Raw genomic sequence first — 26,794 nt, forward strand, 5'->3', positions numbered from 1 at the left:
AAAGTGTCTTAAATATTTAAAGTGTCTAAAGTTGAAAATGATTATTTGTTATGAAATTTAATGTCTGTTTTTACATCGGCAAATTGCCTAAACATTTCCATTACGCCGCAATATTTTTCGACAGATAGTTGTACTGCTCTGTTAATTCTTTCTTCGTTTAAATCTGTACCTGTAAAGTGGTAAGTAAGCCAAACGGTTTTATAGTATTTTGGATGTTCTTCGGTAAGCTCGCCTTCAACTTCCATTTTAAAATCGTCAACCTCAACTTTCATTTTTTCTAAAATTGAAACAACATCTAAGCCTGAACAACCTGCTAAAGAAGAAAGCATCATTGCTTTTGGTGATAGACCTTGACGCTTCTGTCCTTCTACATCGGTATCCATTAAAACATGATGATTACTTGGGTTATCAGAATCGAATAGCATTCCGCCTTTCCAACTAGTTGTGATTTTATGTGTCATTTTTAAGAATTTTTTTGTTTATTGAATGTATCAAAAATACATCATAAAATTTAGAAAACCCATGCCTTTAGTAAACCCTTTACACGCAGATCACGATTTAGAAACCAAAGCACTTGCAGACTTTTTTAATGAGACACTTGGCTTTTGCCCAAACTCGGTTTTAACTATGCAACACAGACCTGCAATAAGTAAAGCGTTTATTAATTTGAATAAAGCAGTAATGGCTAATGAAGGTAAAGTGACTTCTGCTTTAAAACGAATGATTGCTTGGGTTAGCAGTAACGCAACAGGTTGTAGATATTGTCAAGCTCATGCCATTAGAGCTGCAGAACGTTATGGCGCAGAACAAGAACAATTAGATAATATTTGGGATTATAAAACGCATCCTGCTTTTAGTGCTGCCGAACGTGCTGCGTTAGATTTTAGTTTAGCCGCAAGTCAAATACCAAATGCAGTTGATGAGACTATTAAAACCGAATTATACAAATATTGGAATGAAGGTGAAATTGTAGAAATGCTTGGCGTAATTAGCCTATTTGGTTATCTAAACCGTTGGAATGACAGCATGGCAACAACCTTAGAACATGATGCTATTGATAGCGGAAAACAACATTTAGGGAAACATGGTTTTGAGGTTGGGAAGCATGTTTAACTAGTTGACGGTTTTCAGTAGCAGTAAGCAGTAAGCAGTAAGTATAATAATAAGGTTTTACTTTTTCCCTCCAACACAAATTACAATTTCGCCTTTTGGTGGCTTATTGGTGTAGTATTCTAAAACTTCTTTGGCTGTACCGCGTATGGTTTCTTCATACAATTTGGTAAGTTCTCTAGAAACTGAAACTGGTCTGTCTTCTCCAAAATACTCGCAAAAATTGGTTAATGTTTTTATTAGTTTATGCGGACTTTCATAAAATATGATGGTTCTGGTTTCTTCAGCTAAAAATAAAAGTCGGGTTTGTCTTCCTTTTTTTACTGGTAAAAACCCTTCAAAAACAAACTTGTCGTTAGGTAAACCACTATTAACTAATGCTGGGACAAATGCTGTTGCGCCTGGTAAACATTCTACTTCAATATTATTTTCAATACACGCTCTAGTTAGTAAAAATCCTGGATCTGAAATTGCTGGTGTACCTGCATCACTAATCAATGCAATAGTTGTTCCTGCTTTTAATTTTTGCACTAAACTTTCAACCGTTTTATGCTCGTTATGCATATGGTGACTTTGCATTGGTGTACTAATTTCAAAATGCTTTAATAATTTACCTGATGTACGAGTATCTTCAGCTAAAATTATATCAGCTTCTTTTAAAACTTCAATCGCTCTAAAAGTGATGTCTTTTAAGTTTCCTATTGGTGTTGGTACAATGTAGAGTTTACTCATTTTACTTTGAAATATTATTCAAATTTACAATCTTTTAATATATTATGAAGCAACCTTTTGCTATTTTAGTCATCTATTAATAAACCAACCTTTAATGAAAAAATCGCTATTTATCTTCTTATTTTCTGTTGTGTCTTACATTTTAAATGCTCAAACAACAGACTTATCTATTGTTGTTGAAGCTCAAGATTTATCAGGAAATCCTATTTCTCAAATAGGAATTAATCAAGAATTTAAATACATAGTTACCATTTTAAATGGAGGAAATGCTGTAAATAATGCTTCGTTTTCTCAAACTTTAAATACTAATTTAATCATTTTAAGCGCTCAAAGTCAAAACCAAACTGGTGGCGCTAGTAGTATAGACCCAATAAATATAACTGGTAGTGTTATAACTGGTACTATTGCTAATATGCCGTCAAATGCAAGTGTAGCGTTAGAGGTATTAGTAAAAGCTCCTTTAAACCTTGGTGGTATTGCTAGTAGTGCAACTGTATCTGCTCCGGATACGGTCACAGATACTAATACATCCAATAATCAATCTGTAATATCAATTGATGTTTTTGATATCCCAATAGATTTTACAGTAGATTATACCCAAACAAACCCTAGTTTAGGGACAGGTATAAGTGCTTGGAATGAGGTCGTGACTTATCAAGTTACAATAACTAATAATAGTACTATCGAGTTTCCGCTTGAAAGCTTTTCTCAAAAATTTAATCTTGATTCTAGTATATTAAATGGTAGACCAAGAATTGAATTGGAATCTATAAACTGTATTGGTGGTACAAACGGTATAAATTGTCCTAGCTCTTTAAATGTACAGGATAATAGTATTCAAACTATATCTTCTATATCTACAATTTTAACCATTGATCAAACTATTAATTTTCCTGCAGGCGCTTCTTTAACTTTTGAAATTAATATAAGATTTTTGGATCCATTATGTGGTATAGACATACAGCAAATGTCTGTGTCTAGCTTCGCACAAATCCTTGTTGAACATACAAATGAATCTTCTGATAGCTCAAATAATGTTATTACGCCATTATTACTTGCAGAAGCATGTCCAGAAGCAGATTTATGCGTACAAACCACTCAAATAAATCCTGATGCTTCCCAAGATGTTGCTTGGGGAGAACAAGTTACCTTTCAAACCACCGTTTGTAATAGTGGTCCTGATGCTACTCTAATGCGTTTCTTTTTACAGAATTTAACAGTAGGTGTAGACTGGGATATTATTTCTATAACTTGCGATTTTACAACAGGTCCAGTAGATTGTAGCGACTTTACACTTACAGATTTAGATCAATACTGGCAAAGTAATAATTTTGTACTACAACCTAATACAACTATCCAAGTAACTACTGTTGTTGTCTTTTTAGAATCTGACGATTGTGCTGCTGAACAAGAAGATAACACGCTTGGACATGTAAGAAGTGGTGTAAACAACTTAGACTCTTTTATTTTAGATCCTAACATTAATAATAATGCAGAAAGTGATTTTGTTTTATTACCACCTTTACCTGTTTGTGAGCCAGAAGACTATGTAGACTTAAGTGTTACAAAAACACAAATTGATCCAGTATTACCAATAGGAAACTCTCCTAATAACACTACATCTTGGGGAGCAGTAACCTATGAAATTGTTATATCTAATAATAGTGATCAAGATGCTACTGTAGCTGTACAAGACTATATGCCTTTAGGAGAAAACACTAATACAGATGCAAGCTTAATATCTGTAAACTGTGTTGGTACAACAGGAACAGCAACGTGCTTTGATGTTACAAATCAAAATGTAGGCATTGTCTACGATGGTTTACCACAAGATGGACAACCAGATGTTTTTTGGGAAATTTTACCCGAAGATAACTTAATACTTCCAGCGCAAAGCTCTATAACTTATGAGGTTATTGTAGATTGGTTTCCTGGTTGTGATGCTAATTTTGTTAGAGCTACAAATAATGTCTCTATCGAAAATTTAGATGGTGTTTTAGATAATAACGAAAGTAACAATACAGCATCTTCTATTATTTATTTTGCTCCTTGTGTAGATTTAGTTGTACAAACTTATCCAGAATTTACCTCTGTAGGTGTAAATAATAACTTCAATTGGATTGTAGATATTACCAATAGTAATACTAGCTCAAATGCCATAAATATTGATTTTACAGACACGTTAGGTGCTCAGTTTACGATAAACGGGACACCAACTTGTAATGTTGTTTCAGGAAATGCCACTTGTATTTCAAGTTTCAATATAAATGGTAATACTATTACAGGAAATATATCAAATATGGATCCTGCTGCAAATATTCAAATTATAATACCCGTTACAGCGCCTAACTATGGCGGCGCATTTACAAATACAGCAGAAGCCATACCTAACGGAGAGGACAATGAAGAGTTAACTCCAGAAACAAATATTTCAATTAGCAACGCTCAAGTTATTGCTCCTTTGGTAGAAAAAGTTTTTTCTCCAGATCAAATTATGCAAGGTCAAACTAGTACGTTACTATTTACACTTCAAAATTTATCAGGAAATCCTGCTCAAAACAACATATCATTTACAGACAATTTACCAACGGGTTTAACAATAGCTGGTCCAATTGTTTGGGAAGATGCTAATAATTGTACAGCCACATTTTCTGGTGAAATAGGAGATACAGCAATTTCGGTTACTGATTTAACCTTTCCTGAAGGTGTAGGTACTTGTAGCTTTTCTGTAATAGTAACTTCAAATACACCAGGCGAATATGTTAACAACAGCTCTAATTTTAGTAATTTAAATAATATAGATAGTTCTCAGGCAAGTGCAACATTATTAGTTACAGAAGACACAACTAATGTCGACATTGAAGTTTTAAAAACAGTAAACCCTGAAGAAACAGCAATTGGTACCGAAGTTGTTTTTACAATAACCGCAACTAATATTGGAACAACTGAAGCAACTAATATCAAAATTATAGAAAATTTACCAGAAGGATATTTATTTATAAATGCCTTAACTAGTTTTGGAACTTATGATGAAAGTTCTTTTACATGGAATATGCCTAACCTTACTCCTAACCAATCAGAGAATCTGTTATTAACTGTTCAGGTAATTTCAGCACAAAACTTATTAAATGTTGCTGCCTTAAGTAACGTAAACGAAGTTGATAGAGATTTGACTAATAACGAAGATTTTGCAGAAGTATTAGTAAATAACTGTTTACAAATACCTGAAGGTTTTTCGCCAAATGAAGACACCTTAAATGATACTTTCGTAATTCCTTGCGTAGAAGATTATCCAATTAACAGTTTAGACATTTATAACCGTTATGGTACCTTAATTTATCATAAAGACAATTACATAAATCAATGGGACGGAAAACCTAACACAGGACCACTTAACCAAAATAAAGTGTTACCTGTTGGCACGTATTTTTACACTTTTAAGATAGAAGGAATATCTAATGTTTTTACTGGCTATGTATATTTAAATTATTAATTAAATCTAGCTTCTATAATTTGCATAAATCTAGTTTCATAGTCTTCTTTCCCTTCCCAATTGTTGTAGTCTGGTTTTACAACATTGCGTATTAGATGTGTAGCTTCTGTAAGGTCTGAAGTAGTATTTAATTGAGAAAGCACACGGTTATAATCTTCTGCACTACCATCAAAAAGATGTTTTATAAAAGCCAGCTTGTCGTTTAAACCAATGTTTAAACTAGATTTAAATCTATCGTTAAGGCTTTTCTTTTCTGGATTGATTTGATTAGTCACAGGTTCAAAAACGGGCATTTCTTCAAAACCAGCAGTAATATCTTCAAAATCATTTTTATGGTAGTTCTTTTTTGGGATAACCTCTTCTAATAACTCATCAACTTTTTGAGTTTCTTCAGGCATTTGCGCTACCATGTCTTTAATTTTTTCCATTAAAGGCTCTGTGATTTCTTCATTTTCTGTATCATCTAAATTGATATATGTTTTATTATCAACTTCAATATTATCACTAATTCTATTGTTAAATGCTGTATCTAGCATCCCAAAAAAAGAAGAATCATCACCTATAGTAGGTTTATCGTCCTCAAAATTTTCATTAGCAAATTTTAAAACTGTTAACTTCTCATAAAGCGCAGCAACTTCTGCATGCATTTTATTAACATCTTCTTTACCACCTAACTTTAGAATCCTGTGCGCAATGCTTATTAATTCTGACTCTAATTTCTTCTTCATGATTTGTCTTTTTTATAATTTTTAAAATTTAATACAAGATAGCCTTTTGTTTTTTAATAAATTTGGGCCACCTTTATAGAAAACAAGTACCATTCTTATTCTAGTGTTAAAATTACAAAATGTTTCTTGAAAATACAGTAAATCAAAAAGAACAATTTGGATGGATTGAAGTCATCTGTGGATCAATGTTTTCCGGTAAAACCGAAGAGCTAATAAGAAGACTAAAACGCGCCCAATTTGCAAAGCAAAAAGTCGAAATTTTTAAACCGGCTATAGACGTAAGATATGACGAAGAAGAAGTTGTATCTCACGACTCAAACTCTATTCGATCAACTCCTGTACCGGCTGCTGCAAATATTCCTATTTTAGCAGATAATTGTGATGTTGTAGGTATTGACGAAGCTCAATTTTTTGATGACGAAATTGTAAAAGTATGTAATGACCTAGCAAATAAAGGTGTTAGAGTTATTGTTGCTGGTTTAGATATGGACTTTAAAGGTAATCCTTTTGGACCAATGCCTTTTTTAATGGCAACTGCAGAGTATGTTACTAAAGTACACGCTGTATGCACAAGAACAGGTAACCTAGCACAATACAGTTACCGTAAATCTCAAAACGACAACTTAGTACTTTTAGGAGAAACAGAAGAGTATGAACCTTTAAGTCGCGCAGCATATTACAAGGCAACCATGCGAGAAAAAATTAAAAACATAAAAGTAACCGACGCTAAACCATTAGATACTAATCCAGAAGCAAAAAATGGATAAGGCACAAGAAACTATTCTTGAAATTGATTTAAAAACACTAAAACAAAATTTTACGTTTTTAAAATCAAAAACCACTGCAAACACCAAATTTTTAGCAGTAGTAAAAGCATTTGCATATGGTAGTGATGCTGTAGAAATTGCCAAATATTTACAAGACTTAGACGTAGATTATTTTGCTGTTGCGTATAGCTACGAAGGTGTTGCATTACGCGATGCTGGTGTTACAAAACCCATATTGGTACTGCATCCACAACCTGTAAATTTTGATACTATAATCAAACGCTGTTTAGAACCCAGCATGTACTCTAAACGTATTCTAGAAACATTTATCGCTTGCGCGGAAAAACATAAACAAACCAATTATCCTGTTCATATAAAATTTAATACAGGATTAAACCGAATTGGCTTTTCAGAACATGATATTAAAACTGTTTTAAGTTGTTTAAAAACAACTAAAAGTATCAAAGTCCGTTCTATATTTTCACACTTAGCAGCAAGCGAAGATTTAAATGAAAGAGAATTTACTTTAAATCAAATTGAAAGTTTTAAAAACATTGCAAAAACTTTTAATTCTGGTTTAGGTTACAAAACTTTCTTACATATGTGTAACACATCAGGAATATTAAATTATCCCGAAGCACATTTTGATATGGTAAGAAGTGGTATAGGACTATATGGCTTTGGTAACGATGCTAAACACAAAAAAGATTTAAAGCCAATAGCTAATTTAAAAAGTATTATCTCTCAAATTCACCATCTTAAAAAAGGAGACAGTTTAGGCTACAACAGAGGTTATATTGCTAAACAAGATACAACAACTGCAACAATACCTATTGGACATGCAGATGGTATAAAAAGACAGTATGGTAAAGGTAAAGGTTATATAGTAATACATAACCAAAAAGCACCTATTTTAGGTAATGTTTGTATGGATATGATTATGGTAGACGTTACTAATATAAACTGTAAAGAAGGAGACGAAGTCATAATTTTTGATGCGCATAACACTGCAGAAGATTTAGCAGAAACTGTGCAATCTATTTCTTACGAATTAATCACAGCTATCTCTCAACGTATAAAACGTGTTTTTTATCGATAAAAACTCTTTTTTAATACTACTAAAAATCGGTTTGTGTTAAAATTTTAAGTAATTTGAATCTCATATTAAAAATTAACTAACGTAAAATTTTAAGATTATGCTTAAAGAATTTAAGAATTTTATCATGACAGGAAATGTCATAGATTTAGCAGTAGCTGTAATTCTTGCTGGTGCAGTAGGAATGGTTGTAAATGGATTTGTATCTGACATTATGATGCCAATTGTTGGTCATTTTGCTGGTGGAATGAACTTTGAAGACCTTAAAGTAGTATTATCTCCAGCTGTAGTAGATGCAGAAGGAACCGTAACAACACCAGAAAATGCAATTTTATATGGTAAATGGATTAATGCTATCATTAATTTAATTACTGTAGGATTTGTATTATTTATGATTGTAAAAGCATACAACAAAACTAAAAAGCCAAAAGAAGAAGCTCCAGCAGCTCCTGCAGGACCATCAGAGATTGACTTATTAAAAGAAATTAGAGACGCTTTAAAGAAGTAATCTAGATAAAATTTTATACTAAATCAGGAATTATTAATAGTTCCTGATTTTTTTTGGTCTTTTTTTAAGAAATTATTGGCGTTCTAATACTATAAATACTCTAATTTTACGTGCAAATTTTTTAAATCAAAAATGATGAAATTAGCAATTGTTGGTGCCACAGGAATGGTTGGCGAAGTCATGTTAAAAGTATTAGCAGAACGTAATTTTCCAATAACAGAATTAATACCTGTAGCTTCAGAAAGATCTGTAGGAAAAACAATAACCTACAAAGACAAAGATTATAAAGTTGTTGGTTTAGAAACAGCAGTTTCTATGCGTCCAGACATTGCTTTATTTTCTGCTGGAGGACCTACTTCTTTAGAATGGGCTCCAAAATTTGCCGATGCTGGCACAACAGTAGTAGATAACTCTTCTGCGTGGCGTATGGACGAGACTAAAAAGTTAGTCGTTCCTGAAATTAACGCATCGCAATTGACTAAAGAAGATAAAATTATAGCTAATCCAAACTGTTCAACGATACAGTTAGTGATGTGCTTGGCACCACTTCATCAAAAATATAAAATGAAACGTGTTGTTGTTTCTACCTATCAATCTGTTTCTGGTACTGGTGTAAAAGCAGTTAGACAATTAGAAAATGAAATTGCTGGTATTGAAGGCGAAATGGCTTACCCATATCCAATAGGCAAAAACGCATTACCGCATTGTGACGTTTTTGAAGCTAACGGTTACACTAAAGAAGAAATGAAATTAGCACGCGAACCTCAAAAAATACTTGATGATCGTACGTTTTCTGTTTCTGCAACAGCGGTAAGAATACCAACTGCAGGCGGACATAGCGAGTCTGTAAATGTAGAGTTTGAAAACGACTTTAACCTTGACGAGGTTAGGTCTTTATTAAGTCAAACACCTGGTGTTACTGTGCAAGACAATACAGATACAAACACTTATCCAATGCCAATTTATGCGCATGATAAAGACGACGTTTTTGTTGGACGCATAAGACGTGACGAAACCCAACCAAACACATTAAATATGTGGATTGTTGCAGATAATTTACGTAAAGGAGCAGCAACAAATACTGTTCAAATTGCAGAATACCTAATAGAAAACAAACTTATATAAGTTTTTTATCTATTTAAAAAAATCTTAAAAAAGCGTTTGTAACAAGTTTACAAACGCTTTTTTGCGTATTTTTAAAGCTATTAAATACAAATTCACTTAAAAATGAAAAAATTAGCTATTGGTCTTTTTTCCCTAATCACCATAATGTCTTGTAAAGAAGAAATGAAGCAAAAAGAAACAATTAAACTTACCTACCCAGAAACAAAACAAGTAGATACTGTAGATACTTATTTTGGTGAAACAGTAAAAGACCCTTACAGATGGTTAGAAGACGATAGAAGTGAAGAAACTGAAGCTTGGGTTAAAGCAGAAAATAAAGTAACACAAGGTTACTTAGCAAACATACCTTACAGAGAGCAATTAAAAGAACGTCTATCTAAATTATGGAATTACGAAAAAATAGGATCTCCTTTTAAAGAAGGTGACTATACTTATTTCTATAAAAATGATGGTCTACAAAACCAATACGTCATTTATCGTTACAAAACAGGTGAAGACCCAAAAACAGCCGAAGTTTTTTTAGATCCAAATACATTTAAAGAAGACGGAACAATCTCTCTTGGAGGAACTAGTTTTTCTAAAAACGGAAAGATTTTAGCCTATGCCATTTCTGAAGGAGGAAGCGATTGGCGTAAAATTTTAATTATGGATGTAGAAACTAAAGAAATTATAGAAGATACTTTAGTCGATATTAAATTTAGTGGGATGTCTTGGTACAAAAACGAAGGTTTTTATTACTCAAGCTATGATAAGCCTAAAGGAAGCGAGTTATCTGCAAAAACAGACCAACACAAAGTCTACTATCATAAATTAGGAACATCACAAAGCGAAGACCAGTTAATTTATGGTGGTACAGAAGCCGAAAAACACCGTTATATCAATGGAAATGTTACTAGAGACGATAGATTTTTAATTCTTTCTCCTCGTGTATCAACCTCAGGAAATAAATTATTAATTAAAGATTTAACAAAGCCAAATAGTGATTTTGTAACCATTTTAGATCACACAGATAGTGACACATACATTTTAGAAAACGAAGGCGATCAGCTATTTATAGTAACAAATCTTAATGCACCTAACCAAAGATTAGTAACTGTTAATGCCTCAAATCCAGCTCCAGAAAACTGGAAAGATATCATTCCTGAAACTAAAAATGTACTAAGCGCATCAAAAGCTGGTGGATACTTTTTTGCAGAATATATGGTAGATGCTGTATCAAAAGTGTTACAATATGATTATTCTGGTAAACTAGTGCGCGAGGTAGAATTACCTGGTGTTGGAAGTGCTGGCGGATTTGGTGCTAAAAAAGAAGAAAAAGAGCTTTACTACTCGTTTACAAACTATGTAACACCAGGAAGCATCTATAAGTACGATATCGAAAACGGAACTTCAGAATTATACCGTAAACCAGATATCGATTTTAATCCTGAAAATTACGAAAGTAAACAAGTATTTTATACCTCAAAAGACGGCACCAAAGTACCTATGATAATTACACATAAAAAAGGTATCGAACTTAACGGAAAAAACCCAACAATTCTTTACGGATATGGAGGTTTCAATATTAGCTTAACACCAAGTTTTAGTATAGCAAATGCGGTTTGGATGGAGCAAGGAGGTATTTATGCTGTACCAAATTTACGTGGTGGTGGAGAATACGGAAAAGCTTGGCATGATGCAGGAACACAACAAAAAAAGCAAAACGTTTTTGACGATTTTATTACTGCAGCAGAATACCTTATAGAAAACAAATATACTTCATCAGACTACTTAGCTATTAGAGGTGGATCAAACGGAGGATTATTAGTTGGAGCAACCATGACGCAACGTCCAGATTTAATGAAGGTTGCTTTACCTGCTGTTGGTGTTTTAGATATGTTACGCTACCATACATTTACTGCTGGTGCTGGTTGGGCATACGATTACGGTACGGCTGAAGATAACAAGGAAATGTTTGAATACTTAAAAGGATACTCGCCTGTACACAATGTAAAAGAAGGTGTACAATATCCTGCAACAATGGTTACAACTGGTGATCATGATGATAGAGTTGTACCTGCACATAGCTTTAAATTTGCGGCAGAACTACAAGCAAAACAAAAAGGAGACAATCCAGTATTAATTAGAATAGAAACCGATGCTGGTCACGGTGCTGGTACACCGGTAAGTAAAACCATAGAACAATATGCAGATATTTACGGGTTTACATTATTCAATATGGGTTTTGATGTACTACCAGAAAAAATTGAAGATTTTAAAAATTAAGAATAAAGATAAAAATACATCAAACCGCTTAAAAATTATTTTGAGCGGTTTTTTTTACACTATTTTTGCAACTATGCTAAACGTACAAAACCTAACATTTTCATATAAAAATACACCTGTTTTAAAAGATATTTCTTTTAAAGTTGAAACTGGTGAAAACCTTGCTATTATTGGCGAAAGTGGCTCAGGAAAAAGTACGTTATTAAATCTTATTTATGGCGAATTTGATTTAAATCAAGGACACATTTTTTGGAAAGACACCGAAATTTTAGGTCCAAAATACAACTTAGTGGTTGGTTATGAGTTTATGAAATATGTGCATCAAGAATTCGATTTAATGCCATACATAACCGTTGCCGAAAATATTGCAAAACATCTGTCAAGATTTTATCCAGAAGAACGAGAAGAGCGTACCGGAGAACTACTAAACGTTGTAGAACTTAAAGCATTTGCTAATGTAAAAGTAAAAACACTATCTGGCGGGCAAAAACAACGTGTGGCACTAGCAAGAGCTTTAGCAAAGCAACCAGAAATTATCTTATTGGATGAACCTTTTAGCCACATTGATAATTTTAAAAAACAAAGTTTAAGACGTAATGTGTTTAAGTATTTAAAAGATAAAAATATTACTTGTATAGTAGCAACACATGACAAAGAAGATGTATTAGGGTTTGCCGATAATATGATTGTTTTGGAGGATAAAAAAATCTTAGAACAGGGTAAACCAGAACAATTATATAACAATCCTAAAACACCATTAATTGCTTCTTTTTTTGGCGAATTTAATGTGATTGATGACAGAATTGTTTACGCAAATCAATTAAAAGTCGTTAAAAAATCTAATCTAAAAGCAACTATAATTACCAGTTATTTTAAAGGCAATCATTATTTAATTGAAGCCAATTTAAATGGTGATAAAGTGTTTTTTGAATATAAAACTTTGATAGAAAAAAACTCTAATCTTTATTTATCAATTACAAAACCTTAGTGATTTTAAACTCTAGATTTCTAAAATTAATAACATCACCAACCGATTTTCCAAGAAGTAATTGACCTATTGGTGTGTTTGCAGAAATAGCGTAAAACGTATCATCTTCAACTTTAAGTTCACCAGCGCTTATACTAATAAAATAATTGGATGTTGTAGTATAAACGACACTGCCTAAACCAATATTTTTATAGGTTGATTCGGTATTAATTTTAGACAGAATTTGTTTCGTTTTTTCAATTTCAGCTAATTGGTGTCCTGCTTTTTCGCGTTCTAATTGCAACATGGCACGTCCTGTTTCGTGCTTATCTCCTGCACTACTTTTGGTTTCGCTTTGCAGACTTTGTTTTATATCTTCAATAACCGCCAAAACACTTTGTAAACGCGTGTCCAAACTTGTAGTACAAAGCTGTAATAATTGGGTTTTAATGTTTTGAGTTTTCATCGTCTTTCTTAGGAAATGTTAATGGTCCGTAAAAACCCATTTGTTTTATAATCCATTGTTTTCTTGCCGAAATATAACTAGTTGCAGGTTGTGCTTTATAACGTCTTGGGTTTGGCAAAATTGCAGCTATTGCAGCCGATTGATTAATGTTTAATCTTTTTGCCGAAGTCCCAAACCAATGTTGTGATGCTGCTTCAGCACCGTAAACGCCATTACCCATTTCGATGCTGTTAAGATACACTTCCAAAATGCGCTCTTTAGACCATAGTTTTTCTATTAAAAACGTAAAATAAGTTTCTAGACCTTTGCGTAACCAACTTCTGTTTGGCCATAAAAATACATTTTTTGCGGTTTGTTGACTTATGGTACTTGCGCCTTTAATACGTTTTGATTTTTTATTGTTTTCGTAAGCTTTTTCAATCGCTTCAATATCAAAACCATTATGGATTAAAAACTTTTGATCTTCACTGCAAATCACAGCTTTTTGAAGGTGAATAGAAATATCTTCAATATTAACCCAATCATGTTTAACTGTTGAATTTTTCTCGGTATTTTCAAAAGAACGAATTGCCATTAATGGCGTGTAATATACTGGTACGTAACGATAAATTACAACCCATAACACAGTTAAAATCACAAACCAAACACAACATTTTAGTAAAAACCGAAAGACTCTTTTCATTGCTTAATTTTGAGTTAAATCTGCTAATTCTTTTCCTATTAAACTTCCAATTGCTATGCCCATTCCGCCAAGTCTAACACCACAAAACACATTATTAGAAACCTGTTTTACTATAGTATTTTTTTGTTTACCAATACCCATAATACCAGACCAACGGTGATCAATTTCAAAGTTAGTTTCGGGTAAAATCGTGGTTTTTAAAAGTGTTTCTAATTTATTTTGAATGAGCTTGGTTTGAGCAAATTCGGTGGTTTCTTCTGTTTTAAAATCAAGATTTCTTCCACCTCCAAAAAGGATGCGATTATCAATATTTCTAAAATAATAATAGCCTTGATCTAAATGAAATGTGCCTTTTATGTGTAAATCTTTTATCGGTTTTGTAATAAGGACTTGCGCTCGTGCTGGTTTTACATTTTGAATATTTAATTGCGATGCAAAACCGTTGGTAGCTATCAATAATTTTGAGGTTAAAAACTCGAATTGATTGGTCTTTACTTTAACTGAATCTTGATTTTCTGAAAAGCTTTGAACTGTTATATTATTTAAAATTTTTATGTCTTTAGATTGTACTTTTTGTAGTAAAGCAGACATCATTTTTCCGGTGTCTATTTGACCTTCAAAAGCATTAAAAATATACTGCTTTTTTATGTTCTTAAAATTGAATATATTGTCTTTTAAGCTAAACACTTCTGCATTAAATATTGGCTTTAGCAGCTTATTGATATAATCTTTTTTTGATAGGCAATTTTCAAATAGATTGTCATTTTCTGTAAATAGCTCGTAACCACCAAAAGCTTGATAATTTATGGTTTGATCTCCTAAGGTTTGTCGTAATAATTTTAAGCCTTTTATGCGTTTGTTTATTAATTGTAAAACTTCTGCTTCAGTATGTGTATTTAAATCGTCTAAAATTTCGCTTAAGCTACCAAAGCATGCAAATCCTGCGTTTTTAGTACTCGCTCCTTGAGGCAACAGTCCTTTTTCTAAAATTAGAATATTAGCGTTTGGATAGATTTCTTTTAAATACAAAGCGCAATTTAAGCCAACAATACCACTGCCAACAATAGTGAAATCTACGTTGGTTAACCATGATTTTATTTCCCAATAGCTAAAGTTCATTTAAAAACTAATATAAAAGAAAAACTCCGAAATTGCTTTCGGAGTTTTGTTATTATTTGAAAATTATTATTTATTCAACAATAATTTTTTTAGTGATTGTTTTACCTCCGTTATTAACTTTTAACAAGTACATTCCTGATTGTACACTTCCTAAGTTAATTGTCTCATTAAATTGTCCAGAAACATTGTAGTCTTGACTTAAAACAGCTCTTCCTCTAACATCATAAACTTCTAACTTAACATCTTTTGCATTGTTAAATTTGACAGTAAATTGTCCATTATTAGGGTTAGGGAAAATACTTAATCCTGAAAGACTAAATTCTTCAGTGCTTAAGTTTGTTATTGTAGTTGAACATAAATCTATCGACCAACTATTAAGAGTACCTGTATCACCATTGTAAAAATCAGCCATAGCAATTTGCCAATCTCCTAATTGATCAAGACCATTAAAAACACTCAGTGGTGCTGCAGGAGCGTATGTTCCTTGTGTTGGTGTTGCACAGTTTATAGGGTTAGCATTATCATCAAAGGTAACATCAATATTACCATACTGGGCATCATTACAAGATCTAGCCCAAACATTAGTAAATTCCGTTCCGTTTGGATCTGAAACCTGAATTAATAAGTCTCCAACCCATGAGTGTGTTACATCAACAGACACTAAAATTTCATCTACATTGCCTGGGTCAGGAATATTAATTGTATTGAAAATAGGAGTTCCTTGAGTGTTTGCTGCGGGACCATCAGGAATAGGTATGTTAACGTTTCCAGAACTATAAGTTACACATGTTGTATTTATCGAAGCATTGACTTGAAAGTCCTCAGAGTTTATATTAAAAAATATATTTCCAGCACCTTCAACCATTACTCTTGAGTACGGACCGAAAACATTTGGTACTATAATATCATGAGAACCATCATTAGGAACATTTGAAGCTAAAACGGTATCAAAGTTTTGTCCGCCATCAGTAGATAATAAAATATTAACATTTGCTGTATTAATGCCATTAGCTGTTGTTCCTGCAACATCCCAAGTAATTGTTTGAGTTTCTCCTGTTAACCAAGTTACACCTTGCGTGTTTTGTGATGTTACAACAAAAGGACCTGCAGATGCATTTACAGTTGCCGTCATTGCATCTACTGCAGTTTGACCTCCGTTTGGATCATTGTCTCTAACCGTTAATCTAAAGTTAATATTACGATTAATTGAAGATAATTTTTCCCAAGTAGTAGATACACCTCCAAAAGCAACTACTTCTTCTAGTCTTGGGATGTACCTTGTTGGATTGTTTGTTCCTTCAAAAGATCTAACTAATGGACCTGAAAAGTTATTTTCTTCAGGAAGTCCTGCTGCTCCTAAATCATATTGCTCCCAAGTATACGTATGTGAACTTGTTCCATCAATATCCGTTGAACTACCTGTAAGTTTATAAGGTGTTAATGCAGGAATTGTATAATTTGCTCCTGCGTTTGCTGTAGGAGCAGAATTACCTGTTGCTGTTTGTGATGCACAGGTACTATTTCCTGTAGTGATATTTGCCCACATCATTTCTAAGCTTTTTTGATGAAAATATGCATCACTATTTGATTGTACATTTTGAGGAGCACAAATACCCGCATATGCCATAATTGTTGTTCCGCTTCCAGGCTCATATGCACTTGATGCTGTTCGGTTTGATCCAGAACAATTACCTGTACTACCATTAAAAGTATGAGTTGCTCCATATTGATGTCCCATTTCGTGAGCAACATAATCTACATCATAAGGATCTCCTATTGGTGCAGCTGAACCAGTAATACCTCTAGCTTTATTATTAGTACATGGAGAATTTAATTGCGCTAAACCTCCACCACCTGTAGAAAATGTATGACCAATATCATAATTAGAAAAACCAATATTCAAATCTATTACTGTTTGACTTTCATTAATTAATGCACCTGCATTATCATTAGAAAAGCTATCTGAATTTATAAAAATAATATTCTCATTATTAGCAACCAGAGTCATTGTCACAGATAAGTCTCTTTCATAAATAAAATTATTACGATTAATAGTAACAACCATAGCTGCTAATACAGCTGCTTTTCTTGCAGCAACACTATCTCCTGCCGTCAAACCTGCTGCCGACCAATGAAATTGAGCATATTCAATTGTACAAGCTAAAGCTAATCTAAACTCTCTCATAATACCATCGTTAGCATTGAACGTAGTATTAACAGAAGTGTTTTTTGCCTCAATACTAACTTCATCATCTTCAAAATCACAAGTCCAAGTAGTATCTAATCTTGGTAAATCTTTTTTAGAATAAACTATATATTGACCTGCATCTTTAGTATACGGGTCTATAAACTCTAAACCTTTACCAGACACAAATGACATCGTATGAAGTCCTTGAGGTGTTATACTAAACCTCATTGTGTTAGTAGGGTTATCTATACTTTTACCTACATATGTTCTAATATTAGAATATTTTTGCTGAAGTGTTTCTTCCATTACAGAAGCCTCCATTACGCTGTAAGTTTCGAATGTATTATCTGAAGTAGGAAAAGAAACTAATTTTTCTGATATACCAAAAACACCACTCTTTCTATTTGGTGCGTCTGCTAAATATGTTTTTAAAGCCTCTAAATTTAAATTATAAAATTGAGCTTTGGTTGGTTCTGTTTTTCTAAAGTTTAATTGCTTACGAGAAGCATTTTCTTTAGAGGACTCAGTCCAAAAGGAACGACCTTCTTGAGCAAAGATATTTAATGTAAATATCATTAAAACAGCAATTAAGATGTTTTTAAAGTAGTTTTTTCTCATATTTTTTTTAGTTAATTTATTAATTTGTTAAAATTATGAGTATCTTTCTTTTAATCCAAGAAAAGAACGTTAAATATTATGATTTCAAAATGTATAAATTTTTTTTAATTTTTTTATTTGTATTTTCTTGTAAAGTAAATAATACTACTTTAGAAAATAATCAATCAGATAAAAAAGACTTTTTTGAATGCCCTAAAGAAGGGATATGTTCTGTTGAGATTTTAAACAACAAACTAATAAAATTAAAAAAGGATGAGTTTGGTAAATCTTATATAGACTTAGAGGAAAGTTCTAAAACAAATTTATTAAAATTTAGCTATAAAAAACATCCTATTGAGGATACAGCTGATAGTAACTACGAAGAAGTTGTTTTTATTGAAATAAAAGATATTGAAAAAAATATCTCTCTAAAAAACAAAGAATTATTAACCGTAAATGCAGTTTTTGGACGATTGTGTTTTTGCAGAGGAAGTTCTGGTTACTTCCCTATTCAAGAAGGAAATTTAAGTATTAAAAAGGTTTCAAAAAACACTTATAAAATTGATTTTAGTTTTAAAATAAACGAAGTCCCACAAGTAATAACGTTTTTTAGTGAAACTTTTAACTTATAAAAAAAGCGACTTAAATAAGTCGCTTTTTTTTTAATCTTCTTTTGGTTTTTCCATTTTGAAGTCTTCCATAAATTTAGTGGTATAATTACCCGATAAATAATCTGGGTGATCCATTAATTGTCTATGGAATGGTATAGTTGTTTTAATTCCTTCTATTACAAACTCATCTAATGCACGTTTCATTTTATTAATTGCCTCTTCACGTGTTTGTGCAGTAGTAATTAACTTTGCTATCATAGAGTCGTAATTTGGCGGAATACTATAACCAGCATATACATGTGTGTCTAAACGTACACCATGTCCTCCTGGTGCATGAAGTGTAGTGATTTTTCCCGGTGAAGGTCTAAAATCATTATAAGGATCTTCTGCATTAATACGACACTCAATAGAATGTAAATTAGGTGTATAGTTTTTACCAGAAATTGGCACTCCTGCTGCGACTAATATTTGCTCACGTATTAAGTCAAAATCTATTACTTGTTCTGTAATTGGGTGTTCTACTTGTATACGCGTATTCATCTCCATAAAGTAGAAGTTTCTGTGCTTGTCTACAAGAAACTCTACTGTTCCTGCGCCTTCATATTTAATATATTCTGCTGCTTTTACTGCTGCATCACCCATTTTTTTACGTAAAGCGTCTGTCATAAAAGGAGAAGGTACTTCTTCTGTTAACTTTTGGTGACGACGCTGTACAGAGCAATCTCTTTCTGATAAGTGACACGCTTTACCTGTGCTATCTCCTACAACTTGTATCTCAATATGTCTTGGCTCTTCGATAAGCTTTTCTATATACATATCGTCATTTCCAAATGCAGCTTTAGATTCTTGTCTTGCTGAGTCCCAAGCATCTTTTAGGTTTTCTTCTTTCCAAACGGCACGCATACCTTTTCCTCCTCCACCTGCAGAAGCTTTTAGCATAACAGGGTAACCTGTTTCTTTTGCTATTTTTTTACATTCTTCAAAGCTTTCGATGATACCATCACTTCCTGGTACACAAGGTACTCCTGCTGCTTTCATTGTCGCTTTTGCAGAAGCTTTGTCTCCCATTTTATTAATCATTTCTTCAGAAGCACCAATAAATTTAATATCGTGTTCTTCACAAATTTTAGAAAATTTTGCGTTTTCTGATAGGAAACCGTATCCTGGATGTATAGCGTCTGCATTTGTAATTTCTGCAGCAGCTATAATATTTGACATTTTAAGATAAGACTCACTACTTGGTGCTGGTCCTATACAAACAGCTTCGTCAGCAAACTTAACATGTAAGCTATCTTCATCTGCTTTAGAATATACAGCAACAGTTTTTATGCCCATTTCTTTACAGGTTCTAATAACACGTAGTGCTATTTCACCTCTATTGGCAACTAATATTTTTTTAAACATCTTTATTGAATTAGATAATTAGACAATAGGATTATTGATAGTTCGAATTTTTAAGATAAAATTCGGACAGATCTAATAATCTAAATTAAGATGGGTCTACTAAGAAAAGTGGCTGATCAAATTCTACTGGAGAAGCATCATCAACTAATACTTTAACGATTTTACCTGATACTTCAGATTCTATCTCGTTAAATAATTTCATTGCTTCAATGATACATAACACATCTCCTTCTGCGATAGATTGACCTACCTCAACAAATAATGGTTTGTCTGGAGATGGTTTTCTGTAGAATGTTCCTATAATAGGAGATTTTATTGTGATATATTTTGAGTCTTCGGCTGGTGCAGCTGGTGCTTCTGTAGCAACTGGTGCAGGTGCTGCAGCTGGTGCTGGTTGCATTGGCTGTACAGGCATTTGTGCTTGCATTGGCACTTGTTGTACAATTGTAGTTTCTGTATCTGATCCAGTTTTGATTGTTATTTTAACATCATCTGTTTCTAATTTAACCTCACTTGCGCCAGATTTTGCTACAAATTTAATTAAGTTTTGAATGTCTTTTAAATCCATAATTATTAAGTTATTAATTTAAGTTTTAGTTAGTTTAAGAGTTATAAGCCCATTTTAAATAAATTGAGCCCCATGTAAATCCGCCTCCAAAAGCAGCAAAAATTAAGTTATCTCCTTTTTTTAACTTTTTTTCAAAGTCGTATAGTAATAATGGTAATGTTGCTGATGTAGTGTTACCGTATCTGTAGATGTTTTTTAGCACTTTGCTTTCATCAAGATTCATTCTATTTGCTGTTGCATCAATAATACGTAAGTTAGCTTGATGTGGTACTAACCATGAGACATCTTCATGAGATAGGTTATTACGCTGCATAATTTTTTCGCAAACGTCTGCCATATTTGCTACAGCAAATTTAAATACTGTACGTCCTTCTTGGTGTACAAAATGTTGTTTGTTATCTACTGTTTCTTGAGAGGTAGGTAATATAGATCCTCCTGCTTCAATTTTTAAAAATTCTCTACCTGTACCATCACTTCTAAGGTATTCATCTTGAAACCCTAGACCTTCTTCGTTTGGTTCTAATAGAACAGCTCCTGCTCCATCTCCAAAAATGATACATGTAGCACGATCTGTATAATCTATTATAGAAGACATTTTATCTGCTCCTATTAATAATACTTTTTTATATCGTCCTGACTCTATGTAACTTGTTGCTGTAGATAAACCATAAAGAAAACTAGAGCATGCTGCTTGCAAATCGTATGCAAAAGCATTTGTTGCGCCTATTTGTGTGGCAGTATATACTGCTGTAGATGCAACTGGCATATCTGGTGTAGCTGTTGCTACGATAACTAAATCTATTTCTTTTGGGTCTAAATTTCTTTTTTCTAGTAAGTCTTGTGCAGCTTTTATTGCAAGGTAAGAGGTACCTTCGCCTTCTTTTTTAAGAATTCTACGTTCTTTAATTCCTGTTCTTGTGGTAATCCATTCGTCGTTTGTATCTACCATAGTCTCTAAGACTTTGTTTGATAATACAAACTCTGGTACATAAGCACCAACAGCAGTTATTGCAGCAGTAATCTTGCTCATATTTTTATATAATTTGGTCATTAAAAGACCCAAAACGGGACAAAAATGACATAAATTAAGCTAAATTAGTCATTTTTGAACTAATTTGACACAAAGTAAACGTTTTTAACGTAAAGAAAAGCGTTTCATAAAAAAAACGCTCACAAGTGAGCGTTTCTTATATGCGTGCATAATAAATTATGCTACGTTTTCTTCTACTGAGTTGTCTATTAATACTTGACCTCTGTAATATAATTTTCCTTCACTCCAGTGAGCTCTGTGATATAAGTGAGCTTCACCTGTTGTTGGGCAAGTTGCAATTTGTGGCGCAGTTGCTTTGTAATGCGTTCTTCTCTTATCTCTTCTAGTTTTCGAGATTTTTCTCTTAGGATGTGCCATTTTATATTATTATTTATCCGTTAATAGTTTTTTTAATGTATTCCAACGAGGATCAATCTCGTCTTCTTTTTCTTTTTTATCTTTTAATTTTGGACTTAATTCTTCTAACTTTTTGAGTATTTCTGAGTCTAATGTTCCGTCTTCTACTCCTGGATGTACTAGTTTACTTGGTATTGCTAGCACAATAGTTTCGTAAATGTATTGTTGTATGTTTACTTCATACTCACCATGTGGTACTATTAATATATCAATGTTTTCATCGTTATATTCTTCTCCAAACTTTACAACTAAATCAAATGTGTTTGATATTTGTTGGTCATAAGGTTCGTTAGTAACATCACAGTTAACGTTTACATCTCCTGAAACTTCAAAATGAAATTCTAATAAAGTAGATTTTTTATTTAAAGTAACATCTACATTTATATTACTAGAGTTAAACTCATCATAGTCAAAATGATCAAAGAACGTTTGGTCTATTTTATAATCAAAATGATGTTTTCCTTCTTTTAAACCTACAAACTGTATTGTAAATTCTTTTAATTGCTTCATTCTCACATCTATTTTGAGCCTGCAAATATACAAAAATCTTCTTATTTATAAAGACTTATAAACATTTTTTTGTTTATATCTTTTTTTTAGAGAAAGGTAGAGGATTTTTACTTATTTCTGCGTACTCATTTCTGTTATTAAAAATTTTTATTGCCGTAAAAATAGCTTCTTTAAAAGACCCTATATCTGCTTGTCCTTTTTCTGCTATTTCAAAAGCAGTTCCATGATCTGGAGATGTCCTTACCTTGTTTAATCCTGCTGTGTAATTAACACCTTGACCAAACGAGAGTGTTTTAAATGGTATCAAACCTTGATCATGATATGATGCTATTATTGCATCAAAATTTTGGTAATTATTGGAACCAAAAAAGCTATCTGCAGCATATGGTCCAAAGACTAATTTACCTTTTTCTTTAATTTTCTTTAATGCTGGTCGTAAAATTTTATCATCTTCATTACCTATAACTCCATTATCTCCTGTATGTGGATTTATACCTAATACGGCAATTTTTGGTTTATTAATTTTAAAATCCTTAATTAAAGAATCGTGTACTGTATTTATTTTTTCTTCAATTAGTTTTGTTGTTATATGCTTAGATACATCCTTTACAGGTACATGATCTGTTAACAATCCTACTCTTAATCCTCCATTGACCATAAACATAAGACTTTTACCTTCTAACTCTTGATTAAGATAGTCTGTATGTCCAGGAAATTTAAAAGTATCTGATTGTATACTACTTTTATTTATTGGTGCTGTTACAAGCACATCTATTTCGTCACTTTTTAAAGCTTTAGTAGCTTTTTGTAAAGATTTTATAGCATATTCTCCTATGGTTTTATCTTCTTTACCAAAGGATATGTTAACATTTTCTTTCCAGCAGTTAAGCACATTAACTTTACCTATTACTGCTTGATTAATATGATTAATGCCATTAAGGTTTATATCTATTTTGTAATGTTTTTTTACAAAACTTATTGTTTTAATGGAAGCAAAAATTATTGGAGTACAAAAATCTAACATTCTTGCGTCTTCAAAAATCTTTAGAATAATTTCTGAGCCAATCCCGTTTAAATCTCCAATTGAAATTCCTACTTTAATATTTTCTTCTTTCTTCATTAATAAAACTAACTATTGTTTGTAATTTTACCTGCAACAAATTTAACCAAATAATAACGATTACGTTTATGTTTACAGGAATTATTGAAACACTTGGTAAAGTAACCAATCTTGTTACTGAAAAAGATAATTTACATATTACTATTGAAAGCGAAATTACTCATGAGCTAAAAATAGATCAAAGTGTTGCCCATAATGGCGTTTGCTTGACTGTTGTTGCTATTGACAATAACCAGTATACTGTAACAGCCATAAAAGAAACACTTGATAAAACAAATATCGGTAATTTAATTATTGATAGTACCGTAAACCTTGAGCGCGCAATGAAATTAGGTGAAAGACTTGATGGACATATCGTGCAAGGTCATGTAGACCAAACAGCAACTTGTATTGATGTAAAGGAAACTGAAGGCAGTTGGTTATTTACTTTTGAATATGACCCAAAATTAAATAATGTAACTATTGAAAAAGGATCTATAACTGTAAATGGTGTAAGTCTAACAGTTGTAAACTCTCAAAAAAACAGCTTTAGTGTAGCAATTATACCTTACACTTTTGCACATACAAATTTTAAAACTTTTAAAGTTGGAACTGTAGTAAACTTAGAATTTGATGTAATAGGAAAATATGTAAAACGCTTAACCGAACTAAGCGCTTAAGCTTTGTTTGTGTTTTATAACCTTATACACACCATAAATAAGAGCAGCAACAATTAAAAACATAATACCATTATCTACTGGTAAACCAGGTGGCGGTGGTAATGGTGGTGGCGGTGGTGGCGGTGTTTGCGCCTGAGCCAAAATTAGGTTAAAAAACATAAATAACATTAGGGCTATTATTTTTTTATTGAACTTGAGAGAAATTCGGTTGTAAATGTATGAAAAAAAGACTGCTAACAAAATTTTTTAAACAGTTTTTACTTAAAATTTATCTTTTAAGTGCAAATTTTATCGTTAAAATACATATTTAACGATATGATAACGTCCTTTTTATTTAAATACTTTTATCAAAAATATTTAAAACGAAAATAAAAAAAGCTTCACAAAACTGTGAAGCTTTTCAATTTCTAGAAGTGGTCCCACCTGGGCTCGAACCAGGGACTTTCTGATTATGAGTCAGATACTCTAACCAACTGAGTTATAGGACCCGAAATTGGAGTGCAATATTACTACTATTTTTAAAATACTGCAAACCTTTTTTAAATTACTTGATATCTTGACAAAGTTCTATTAAAACTCCGTTAGTTGTTTTTGGGTGTAAAAATGCTACTAACTTATTGTCTGCGCCTTTTTTAGGCGTTTCATTTAAAACTGTAAAACCTTCTTCTTTTAAACGCTTAATTTCTTTTTCAATATCATTAACCGCAAAAGCAATATGATGTATTCCTTCACCTTTTTTTTCTATAAACTTTGCAATTGGACTATCTGGTTTTGTTGCTTCTAAAAGTTCTATTTTGTTTGGTCCAACTTCAAAAAAAGATGTGCTAACGCCTTCACTTTCTACAGCTTCAACTTTATAATGTGGTTTACCAAATAGTTTAGCAAAAAGTTTGTTAGAATCCTCTAAACTCTTAACTGCTATACCAATATGTTCAATTTTTTCCATTTTTTAACGTATTTTAGATCTAATATTTGCTTAAATATGTCTTAAAAGTAATATATTCTTGTAATAACAACTATTTTTGTAGCATGGAAGAAAGTCAAAGACAAAAAAAAATAGCTTCGGTACTTCAACGAGATTTGGTAGATGTACTACAAGGTGCTGCTACTAAAGGCGGGTTAAGAGGTGTAATTATATCGGTATCTAAAGTAAAAGTAACTGCAGATTTAACAGATGCTAAAGTATATTTAAGCATTTTCCCTAACGATAAAGGAAAAGAGTTGCTTGAAGGTATTAAAGCAAACACACCTTTTATAAGACACGAAATTGCGCAACGTACTAAAAATCAATTACGTCGTATGCCTCAATTAATGTTTTATATAGACGACTCTTTAGAATATATTGACAAAATTGAAAAGTCTTTAAAAGGAGAGGATAATCCTATTAAAAACTCAGATTTATTAGGCAAACGAAAAAAATCTTAGTTGAATTTTCCGCTGTACATAGTTAAACGTTATTTACGTTCTAAAAGCAGTAATAATGCTATAAACTTTATAACCATTATTGCAATGGTTGGTATCGTATTAGGATCTGCTTCTTTATTTATTGTACTTTCTGGTTTTGCTGGTTTACGCGAATTTACTTTAGAGTTTACTTCTATAATCGATCCAGATTTAAAAGCAGAAACAACTATTGGTAAATCGTTTACATTGTCTCAACAACAAGCTGAAGATTTAAAGAATATTGAAGGTGTTACTAGTTTTTCAAAAATTATTGAAGAACGTGTTATCGCTACTTTTGATGGCAATAATCATCCTGCTTACATAAAAGGTGTTGATCAAAATTTTAATGAAGTTACTAAAATAGAATCTGTTATTCCTATTGGTGGTTGGATTTATCCAGAAACACCACAATCTGTTGTTGGTTGGACCATTTCTACACATTTAAATGTTGGCGCTAACGACTACGGAAAAAGTATGACGCTTTCTGTACCAAAACCAGGAAAAGGTCAAATCACATCTCAAAATCAAGCTATAAACCAAGTAAAAGTAGTTAATGTTGGTATTTATGATATTAATGAAGAAATAAATAATAAATACATTTTTACATCTTTAGAAACAGCAAAGCAGTTATTAAACTACAACGATAACCAAATTACAAGCATTGAGTTTAAACTGAACGAAAATGCAGATGAAGACACTGTAAAAAATAAAATAGCTTCTGTTTTAGGACCAACTATATTGGTGAAAAATAAAGATCAATTAAACGATGCTATTTATAAGATGTTAAATACCGAAAATCTGGCGGTTTATCTTATTTTCACTTTAGTTTTAATCATTGCGCTTTTCAATATTATTGGCACCATTATAATGGCTATTTTAGATAAGAAAAAGACACTAAACACTTTATATAACTTAGGTGCAAGCGTAAAAGATATTAGAAAAATATTTTTATATCAAGGTATATTAATGACATTAATTGGCGGTATCATTGGACTAATTATTGGTTACACATTAGTGCAATTACAATTATCTTTTAAACTAATTATGATAACGCCTGTTTTACCTTACCCTGTTGCTTTACAATTTAAAAACTTTGTTATTGTAATGCTAACCCTAACAGTTTTAGGCGTCATAGCTTCTAAGATTGCTGCATCTAGAATAAATAGAAATTTAGTAAAAACAGATTAGA

At 32.1% G+C, this 26,794-nt stretch carries 27 protein-coding genes and 1 tRNA gene; 12 read left to right on the top strand and 16 right to left on the bottom strand.

The window, feature by feature from the left end:
- Nucleotides 1–41: 41 nt before the first annotated feature.
- On the bottom strand, nucleotides 42–461 hold the full coding sequence (locus WA340_RS04245) for an OsmC family protein (protein WP_336127450.1): 420 nt from the start codon (nucleotides 459–461) through the stop codon (nucleotides 42–44).
- A gap of 61 nt (nucleotides 462–522) precedes the next feature.
- Between WA340_RS04245 and WA340_RS04250 the strand changes: the two genes are divergently transcribed.
- Nucleotides 523–1,113: a carboxymuconolactone decarboxylase family protein gene (locus WA340_RS04250; RefSeq protein WP_106680963.1), complete on the top strand. Its 591-nt coding sequence runs from the start codon at nucleotides 523–525 to the stop codon at nucleotides 1,111–1,113.
- Between the two features lie 57 nt (nucleotides 1,114–1,170).
- Here WA340_RS04250 and rsmI read toward each other — a convergent pair whose 3' ends face one another.
- Complete coding sequence (rsmI, locus tag WA340_RS04255) at nucleotides 1,171–1,842, bottom strand: 16S rRNA (cytidine(1402)-2'-O)-methyltransferase (RefSeq protein ID WP_336127451.1); 672 nt, start codon at nucleotides 1,840–1,842, stop codon at nucleotides 1,171–1,173.
- A 94-nt stretch (nucleotides 1,843–1,936) separates the two neighbouring features.
- On the opposite strand from rsmI, the gene WA340_RS04260 reads away from it, so the two are divergent.
- Complete coding sequence (locus WA340_RS04260; protein ID WP_336127453.1) at nucleotides 1,937–5,335, top strand: DUF7933 domain-containing protein; 3,399 nt, start codon at nucleotides 1,937–1,939, stop codon at nucleotides 5,333–5,335.
- Here the strand turns inward: WA340_RS04260 and WA340_RS04265 are convergent.
- On the bottom strand, nucleotides 5,332–6,063 hold the full coding sequence (locus WA340_RS04265) for a hypothetical protein (RefSeq protein WP_336127454.1): 732 nt from the start codon (nucleotides 6,061–6,063) through the stop codon (nucleotides 5,332–5,334). The genes WA340_RS04260 and WA340_RS04265 overlap by 4 nt on opposite strands.
- Nucleotides 6,064–6,182: 119 nt before the next feature.
- Between WA340_RS04265 and WA340_RS04270 the strand changes: the two genes are divergently transcribed.
- The 6 genes from WA340_RS04270 (at nucleotide 6,183) to WA340_RS04295 (ending at nucleotide 12,812) form a co-directional block, all read left to right on the top strand.
- A complete protein-coding gene (locus WA340_RS04270; protein ID WP_336127455.1) occupies nucleotides 6,183–6,830 on the top strand; it encodes a thymidine kinase in 648 nt (215 codons plus the stop codon).
- Nucleotides 6,823–7,929, top strand: a complete 1,107-nt coding sequence (gene alr / locus WA340_RS04275; protein ID WP_336127456.1) for an alanine racemase — start codon at nucleotides 6,823–6,825, stop codon at nucleotides 7,927–7,929. The genes WA340_RS04270 and alr overlap by 8 nt, the downstream gene beginning before the upstream one ends.
- A gap of 97 nt (nucleotides 7,930–8,026) precedes the next feature.
- Nucleotides 8,027–8,434 carry a large conductance mechanosensitive channel protein MscL gene (mscL, locus tag WA340_RS04280; RefSeq protein WP_027879388.1) on the top strand — a complete coding sequence of 136 codons (408 nt, stop codon included), beginning with the start codon at nucleotides 8,027–8,029 and terminating at the stop codon, nucleotides 8,432–8,434.
- A 135-nt stretch (nucleotides 8,435–8,569) separates the two neighbouring features.
- A complete protein-coding gene (locus WA340_RS04285) occupies nucleotides 8,570–9,559 on the top strand; it encodes an aspartate-semialdehyde dehydrogenase (RefSeq protein WP_336127457.1) in 990 nt (329 codons plus the stop codon).
- 102 nt (nucleotides 9,560–9,661) lie between these two features.
- A complete protein-coding gene (locus tag WA340_RS04290) occupies nucleotides 9,662–11,824 on the top strand; it encodes a prolyl oligopeptidase family serine peptidase (protein WP_336127459.1) in 2,163 nt (720 codons plus the stop codon).
- Nucleotides 11,825–11,897: 73 nt separating this feature from the next.
- Entirely contained in the window at nucleotides 11,898–12,812 is a 915-nt protein-coding gene (locus WA340_RS04295) for an ABC transporter ATP-binding protein (RefSeq protein ID WP_336127460.1), read from the top strand.
- Here WA340_RS04295 and WA340_RS04300 read toward each other — a convergent pair.
- The 4 genes from WA340_RS04300 to WA340_RS04315 all read right to left on the bottom strand — a co-directional run bounded on the left by WA340_RS04300 (nucleotide 12,799) and on the right by WA340_RS04315 (nucleotide 17,864).
- The gene (locus tag WA340_RS04300) at nucleotides 12,799–13,257 is read right to left on the bottom strand and encodes a 3-oxoacyl-ACP synthase (RefSeq protein WP_336127461.1); all 459 of its coding nucleotides are present in this window, start codon (nucleotides 13,255–13,257) and stop codon (nucleotides 12,799–12,801) included. The two genes, WA340_RS04295 and WA340_RS04300, sit on opposite strands and share 14 nt — an antisense overlap.
- Nucleotides 13,238–13,939, bottom strand: coding sequence for a monofunctional biosynthetic peptidoglycan transglycosylase (mtgA, locus tag WA340_RS04305; protein ID WP_336127463.1), 702 nt, complete (start codon nucleotides 13,937–13,939; stop codon nucleotides 13,238–13,240). Before mtgA ends, WA340_RS04300 begins: the two co-directional genes overlap by 20 nt.
- Before the next feature lie 3 nt (nucleotides 13,940–13,942).
- On the bottom strand, nucleotides 13,943–15,058 hold the full coding sequence (locus tag WA340_RS04310; RefSeq protein WP_336127465.1) for an NAD(P)/FAD-dependent oxidoreductase: 1,116 nt from the start codon (nucleotides 15,056–15,058) through the stop codon (nucleotides 13,943–13,945).
- 70 nt (nucleotides 15,059–15,128) lie between these two features.
- On the bottom strand, nucleotides 15,129–17,864 hold the full coding sequence (locus tag WA340_RS04315; protein WP_336127467.1) for a reprolysin-like metallopeptidase: 2,736 nt from the start codon (nucleotides 17,862–17,864) through the stop codon (nucleotides 15,129–15,131).
- Between the two features lie 89 nt (nucleotides 17,865–17,953).
- Between WA340_RS04315 and WA340_RS04320 the strand changes: the two genes are divergently transcribed.
- A complete protein-coding gene (locus WA340_RS04320) occupies nucleotides 17,954–18,475 on the top strand; it encodes a hypothetical protein (protein ID WP_336127468.1) in 522 nt (173 codons plus the stop codon).
- A gap of 30 nt (nucleotides 18,476–18,505) precedes the next feature.
- On the opposite strand, the gene accC is transcribed toward WA340_RS04320, so the two are convergent.
- The 6 genes from accC to pdxA all read right to left on the bottom strand — a co-directional run bounded on the left by accC (nucleotide 18,506) and on the right by pdxA (nucleotide 23,503).
- Entirely contained in the window at nucleotides 18,506–19,858 is a 1,353-nt protein-coding gene (gene accC, locus WA340_RS04325) for an acetyl-CoA carboxylase biotin carboxylase subunit (RefSeq protein WP_336127470.1), read from the bottom strand.
- A gap of 85 nt (nucleotides 19,859–19,943) precedes the next feature.
- On the bottom strand, nucleotides 19,944–20,426 hold the full coding sequence (accB, locus tag WA340_RS04330; RefSeq protein WP_336127472.1) for an acetyl-CoA carboxylase biotin carboxyl carrier protein: 483 nt from the start codon (nucleotides 20,424–20,426) through the stop codon (nucleotides 19,944–19,946).
- 34 nt (nucleotides 20,427–20,460) lie between these two features.
- Nucleotides 20,461–21,456, bottom strand: a complete 996-nt coding sequence (locus tag WA340_RS04335; RefSeq protein WP_336127473.1) for a beta-ketoacyl-ACP synthase III — start codon at nucleotides 21,454–21,456, stop codon at nucleotides 20,461–20,463.
- A gap of 177 nt (nucleotides 21,457–21,633) precedes the next feature.
- On the bottom strand, nucleotides 21,634–21,834 hold the full coding sequence (gene rpmF, locus WA340_RS04340) for a 50S ribosomal protein L32 (protein ID WP_027879374.1): 201 nt from the start codon (nucleotides 21,832–21,834) through the stop codon (nucleotides 21,634–21,636).
- A gap of 9 nt (nucleotides 21,835–21,843) precedes the next feature.
- Nucleotides 21,844–22,383: a YceD family protein gene (locus tag WA340_RS04345; protein WP_336127475.1), complete on the bottom strand. Its 540-nt coding sequence runs from the start codon at nucleotides 22,381–22,383 to the stop codon at nucleotides 21,844–21,846.
- Between the two features lie 73 nt (nucleotides 22,384–22,456).
- Complete coding sequence (pdxA, locus tag WA340_RS04350; protein WP_336127477.1) at nucleotides 22,457–23,503, bottom strand: 4-hydroxythreonine-4-phosphate dehydrogenase PdxA; 1,047 nt, start codon at nucleotides 23,501–23,503, stop codon at nucleotides 22,457–22,459.
- A gap of 68 nt (nucleotides 23,504–23,571) precedes the next feature.
- Between pdxA and WA340_RS04355 the strand changes: the two genes are divergently transcribed.
- A complete protein-coding gene (locus WA340_RS04355) occupies nucleotides 23,572–24,162 on the top strand; it encodes a riboflavin synthase (RefSeq protein ID WP_336127478.1) in 591 nt (196 codons plus the stop codon).
- On the opposite strand, the gene WA340_RS04360 is transcribed toward WA340_RS04355, so the two are convergent.
- The 3 genes from WA340_RS04360 to mce all read right to left on the bottom strand — a co-directional run bounded on the left by WA340_RS04360 (nucleotide 24,151) and on the right by mce (nucleotide 25,108).
- Nucleotides 24,151–24,321, bottom strand: a complete 171-nt coding sequence (locus WA340_RS04360) for a hypothetical protein (protein ID WP_336127480.1) — start codon at nucleotides 24,319–24,321, stop codon at nucleotides 24,151–24,153. The two genes, WA340_RS04355 and WA340_RS04360, sit on opposite strands and share 12 nt — an antisense overlap.
- A 255-nt stretch (nucleotides 24,322–24,576) precedes the next feature.
- Nucleotides 24,577–24,650: transfer RNA gene (locus tag WA340_RS04365), tRNA-Ile, on the bottom strand.
- Between the two features lie 56 nt (nucleotides 24,651–24,706).
- Complete coding sequence (mce, locus tag WA340_RS04370) at nucleotides 24,707–25,108, bottom strand: methylmalonyl-CoA epimerase (RefSeq protein ID WP_027879369.1); 402 nt, start codon at nucleotides 25,106–25,108, stop codon at nucleotides 24,707–24,709.
- An 83-nt stretch (nucleotides 25,109–25,191) separates the two neighbouring features.
- Here mce and rbfA point away from each other — a divergent pair, with 83 nt between their 5' ends.
- Entirely contained in the window at nucleotides 25,192–25,587 is a 396-nt protein-coding gene (gene rbfA, locus WA340_RS04375) for a 30S ribosome-binding factor RbfA (RefSeq protein ID WP_336127481.1), read from the top strand.
- Complete coding sequence (locus WA340_RS04380) at nucleotides 25,588–26,793, top strand: ABC transporter permease (RefSeq protein ID WP_336127482.1); 1,206 nt, start codon at nucleotides 25,588–25,590, stop codon at nucleotides 26,791–26,793.
- Nucleotide 26,794 lies beyond the last annotated feature (1 nt).

Source organism: Mesoflavibacter sp. CH_XMU1422-2 (genome assembly GCF_037029245.1).
GTDB classification, from domain to species: domain Bacteria; phylum Bacteroidota; class Bacteroidia; order Flavobacteriales; family Flavobacteriaceae; genus Mesoflavibacter; species Mesoflavibacter zeaxanthinifaciens.

Coding starts and splice junctions, on each gene's coding strand:
- WA340_RS04245 (WP_336127450.1), bottom strand. CDS start 461: ATGACACATAAAATCACAACTAGTTGGAAAGGCGGAATGCTATTCGAT.
- WA340_RS04250 (WP_106680963.1), top strand. CDS start 523: ATGCCTTTAGTAAACCCTTTACACGCAGATCACGATTTAGAAACCAAA.
- rsmI (WP_336127451.1), bottom strand. CDS start 1,842: ATGAGTAAACTCTACATTGTACCAACACCAATAGGAAACTTAAAAGAC.
- WA340_RS04260 (WP_336127453.1), top strand. CDS start 1,937: ATGAAAAAATCGCTATTTATCTTCTTATTTTCTGTTGTGTCTTACATT.
- WA340_RS04265 (WP_336127454.1), bottom strand. CDS start 6,063: ATGAAGAAGAAATTAGAGTCAGAATTAATAAGCATTGCGCACAGGATT.
- WA340_RS04270 (WP_336127455.1), top strand. CDS start 6,183: ATGTTTCTTGAAAATACAGTAAATCAAAAAGAACAATTTGGATGGATT.
- alr (WP_336127456.1), top strand. CDS start 6,823: ATGGATAAGGCACAAGAAACTATTCTTGAAATTGATTTAAAAACACTA.
- mscL (WP_027879388.1), top strand. CDS start 8,027: ATGCTTAAAGAATTTAAGAATTTTATCATGACAGGAAATGTCATAGAT.
- WA340_RS04285 (WP_336127457.1), top strand. CDS start 8,570: ATGAAATTAGCAATTGTTGGTGCCACAGGAATGGTTGGCGAAGTCATG.
- WA340_RS04290 (WP_336127459.1), top strand. CDS start 9,662: ATGAAAAAATTAGCTATTGGTCTTTTTTCCCTAATCACCATAATGTCT.
- WA340_RS04295 (WP_336127460.1), top strand. CDS start 11,898: ATGCTAAACGTACAAAACCTAACATTTTCATATAAAAATACACCTGTT.
- WA340_RS04300 (WP_336127461.1), bottom strand. CDS start 13,257: ATGAAAACTCAAAACATTAAAACCCAATTATTACAGCTTTGTACTACA.
- mtgA (WP_336127463.1), bottom strand. CDS start 13,939: ATGAAAAGAGTCTTTCGGTTTTTACTAAAATGTTGTGTTTGGTTTGTG.
- WA340_RS04310 (WP_336127465.1), bottom strand. CDS start 15,058: ATGAACTTTAGCTATTGGGAAATAAAATCATGGTTAACCAACGTAGAT.
- WA340_RS04315 (WP_336127467.1), bottom strand. CDS start 17,864: ATGAGAAAAAACTACTTTAAAAACATCTTAATTGCTGTTTTAATGATA.
- WA340_RS04320 (WP_336127468.1), top strand. CDS start 17,954: ATGTATAAATTTTTTTTAATTTTTTTATTTGTATTTTCTTGTAAAGTA.
- accC (WP_336127470.1), bottom strand. CDS start 19,858: ATGTTTAAAAAAATATTAGTTGCCAATAGAGGTGAAATAGCACTACGT.
- accB (WP_336127472.1), bottom strand. CDS start 20,426: ATGGATTTAAAAGACATTCAAAACTTAATTAAATTTGTAGCAAAATCT.
- WA340_RS04335 (WP_336127473.1), bottom strand. CDS start 21,456: ATGAGCAAGATTACTGCTGCAATAACTGCTGTTGGTGCTTATGTACCA.
- rpmF (WP_027879374.1), bottom strand. CDS start 21,834: ATGGCACATCCTAAGAGAAAAATCTCGAAAACTAGAAGAGATAAGAGA.
- WA340_RS04345 (WP_336127475.1), bottom strand. CDS start 22,383: ATGAAGCAATTAAAAGAATTTACAATACAGTTTGTAGGTTTAAAAGAA.
- pdxA (WP_336127477.1), bottom strand. CDS start 23,503: ATGAAGAAAGAAGAAAATATTAAAGTAGGAATTTCAATTGGAGATTTA.
- WA340_RS04355 (WP_336127478.1), top strand. CDS start 23,572: ATGTTTACAGGAATTATTGAAACACTTGGTAAAGTAACCAATCTTGTT.
- WA340_RS04360 (WP_336127480.1), bottom strand. CDS start 24,321: ATGTTTTTTAACCTAATTTTGGCTCAGGCGCAAACACCGCCACCACCG.
- mce (WP_027879369.1), bottom strand. CDS start 25,108: ATGGAAAAAATTGAACATATTGGTATAGCAGTTAAGAGTTTAGAGGAT.
- rbfA (WP_336127481.1), top strand. CDS start 25,192: ATGGAAGAAAGTCAAAGACAAAAAAAAATAGCTTCGGTACTTCAACGA.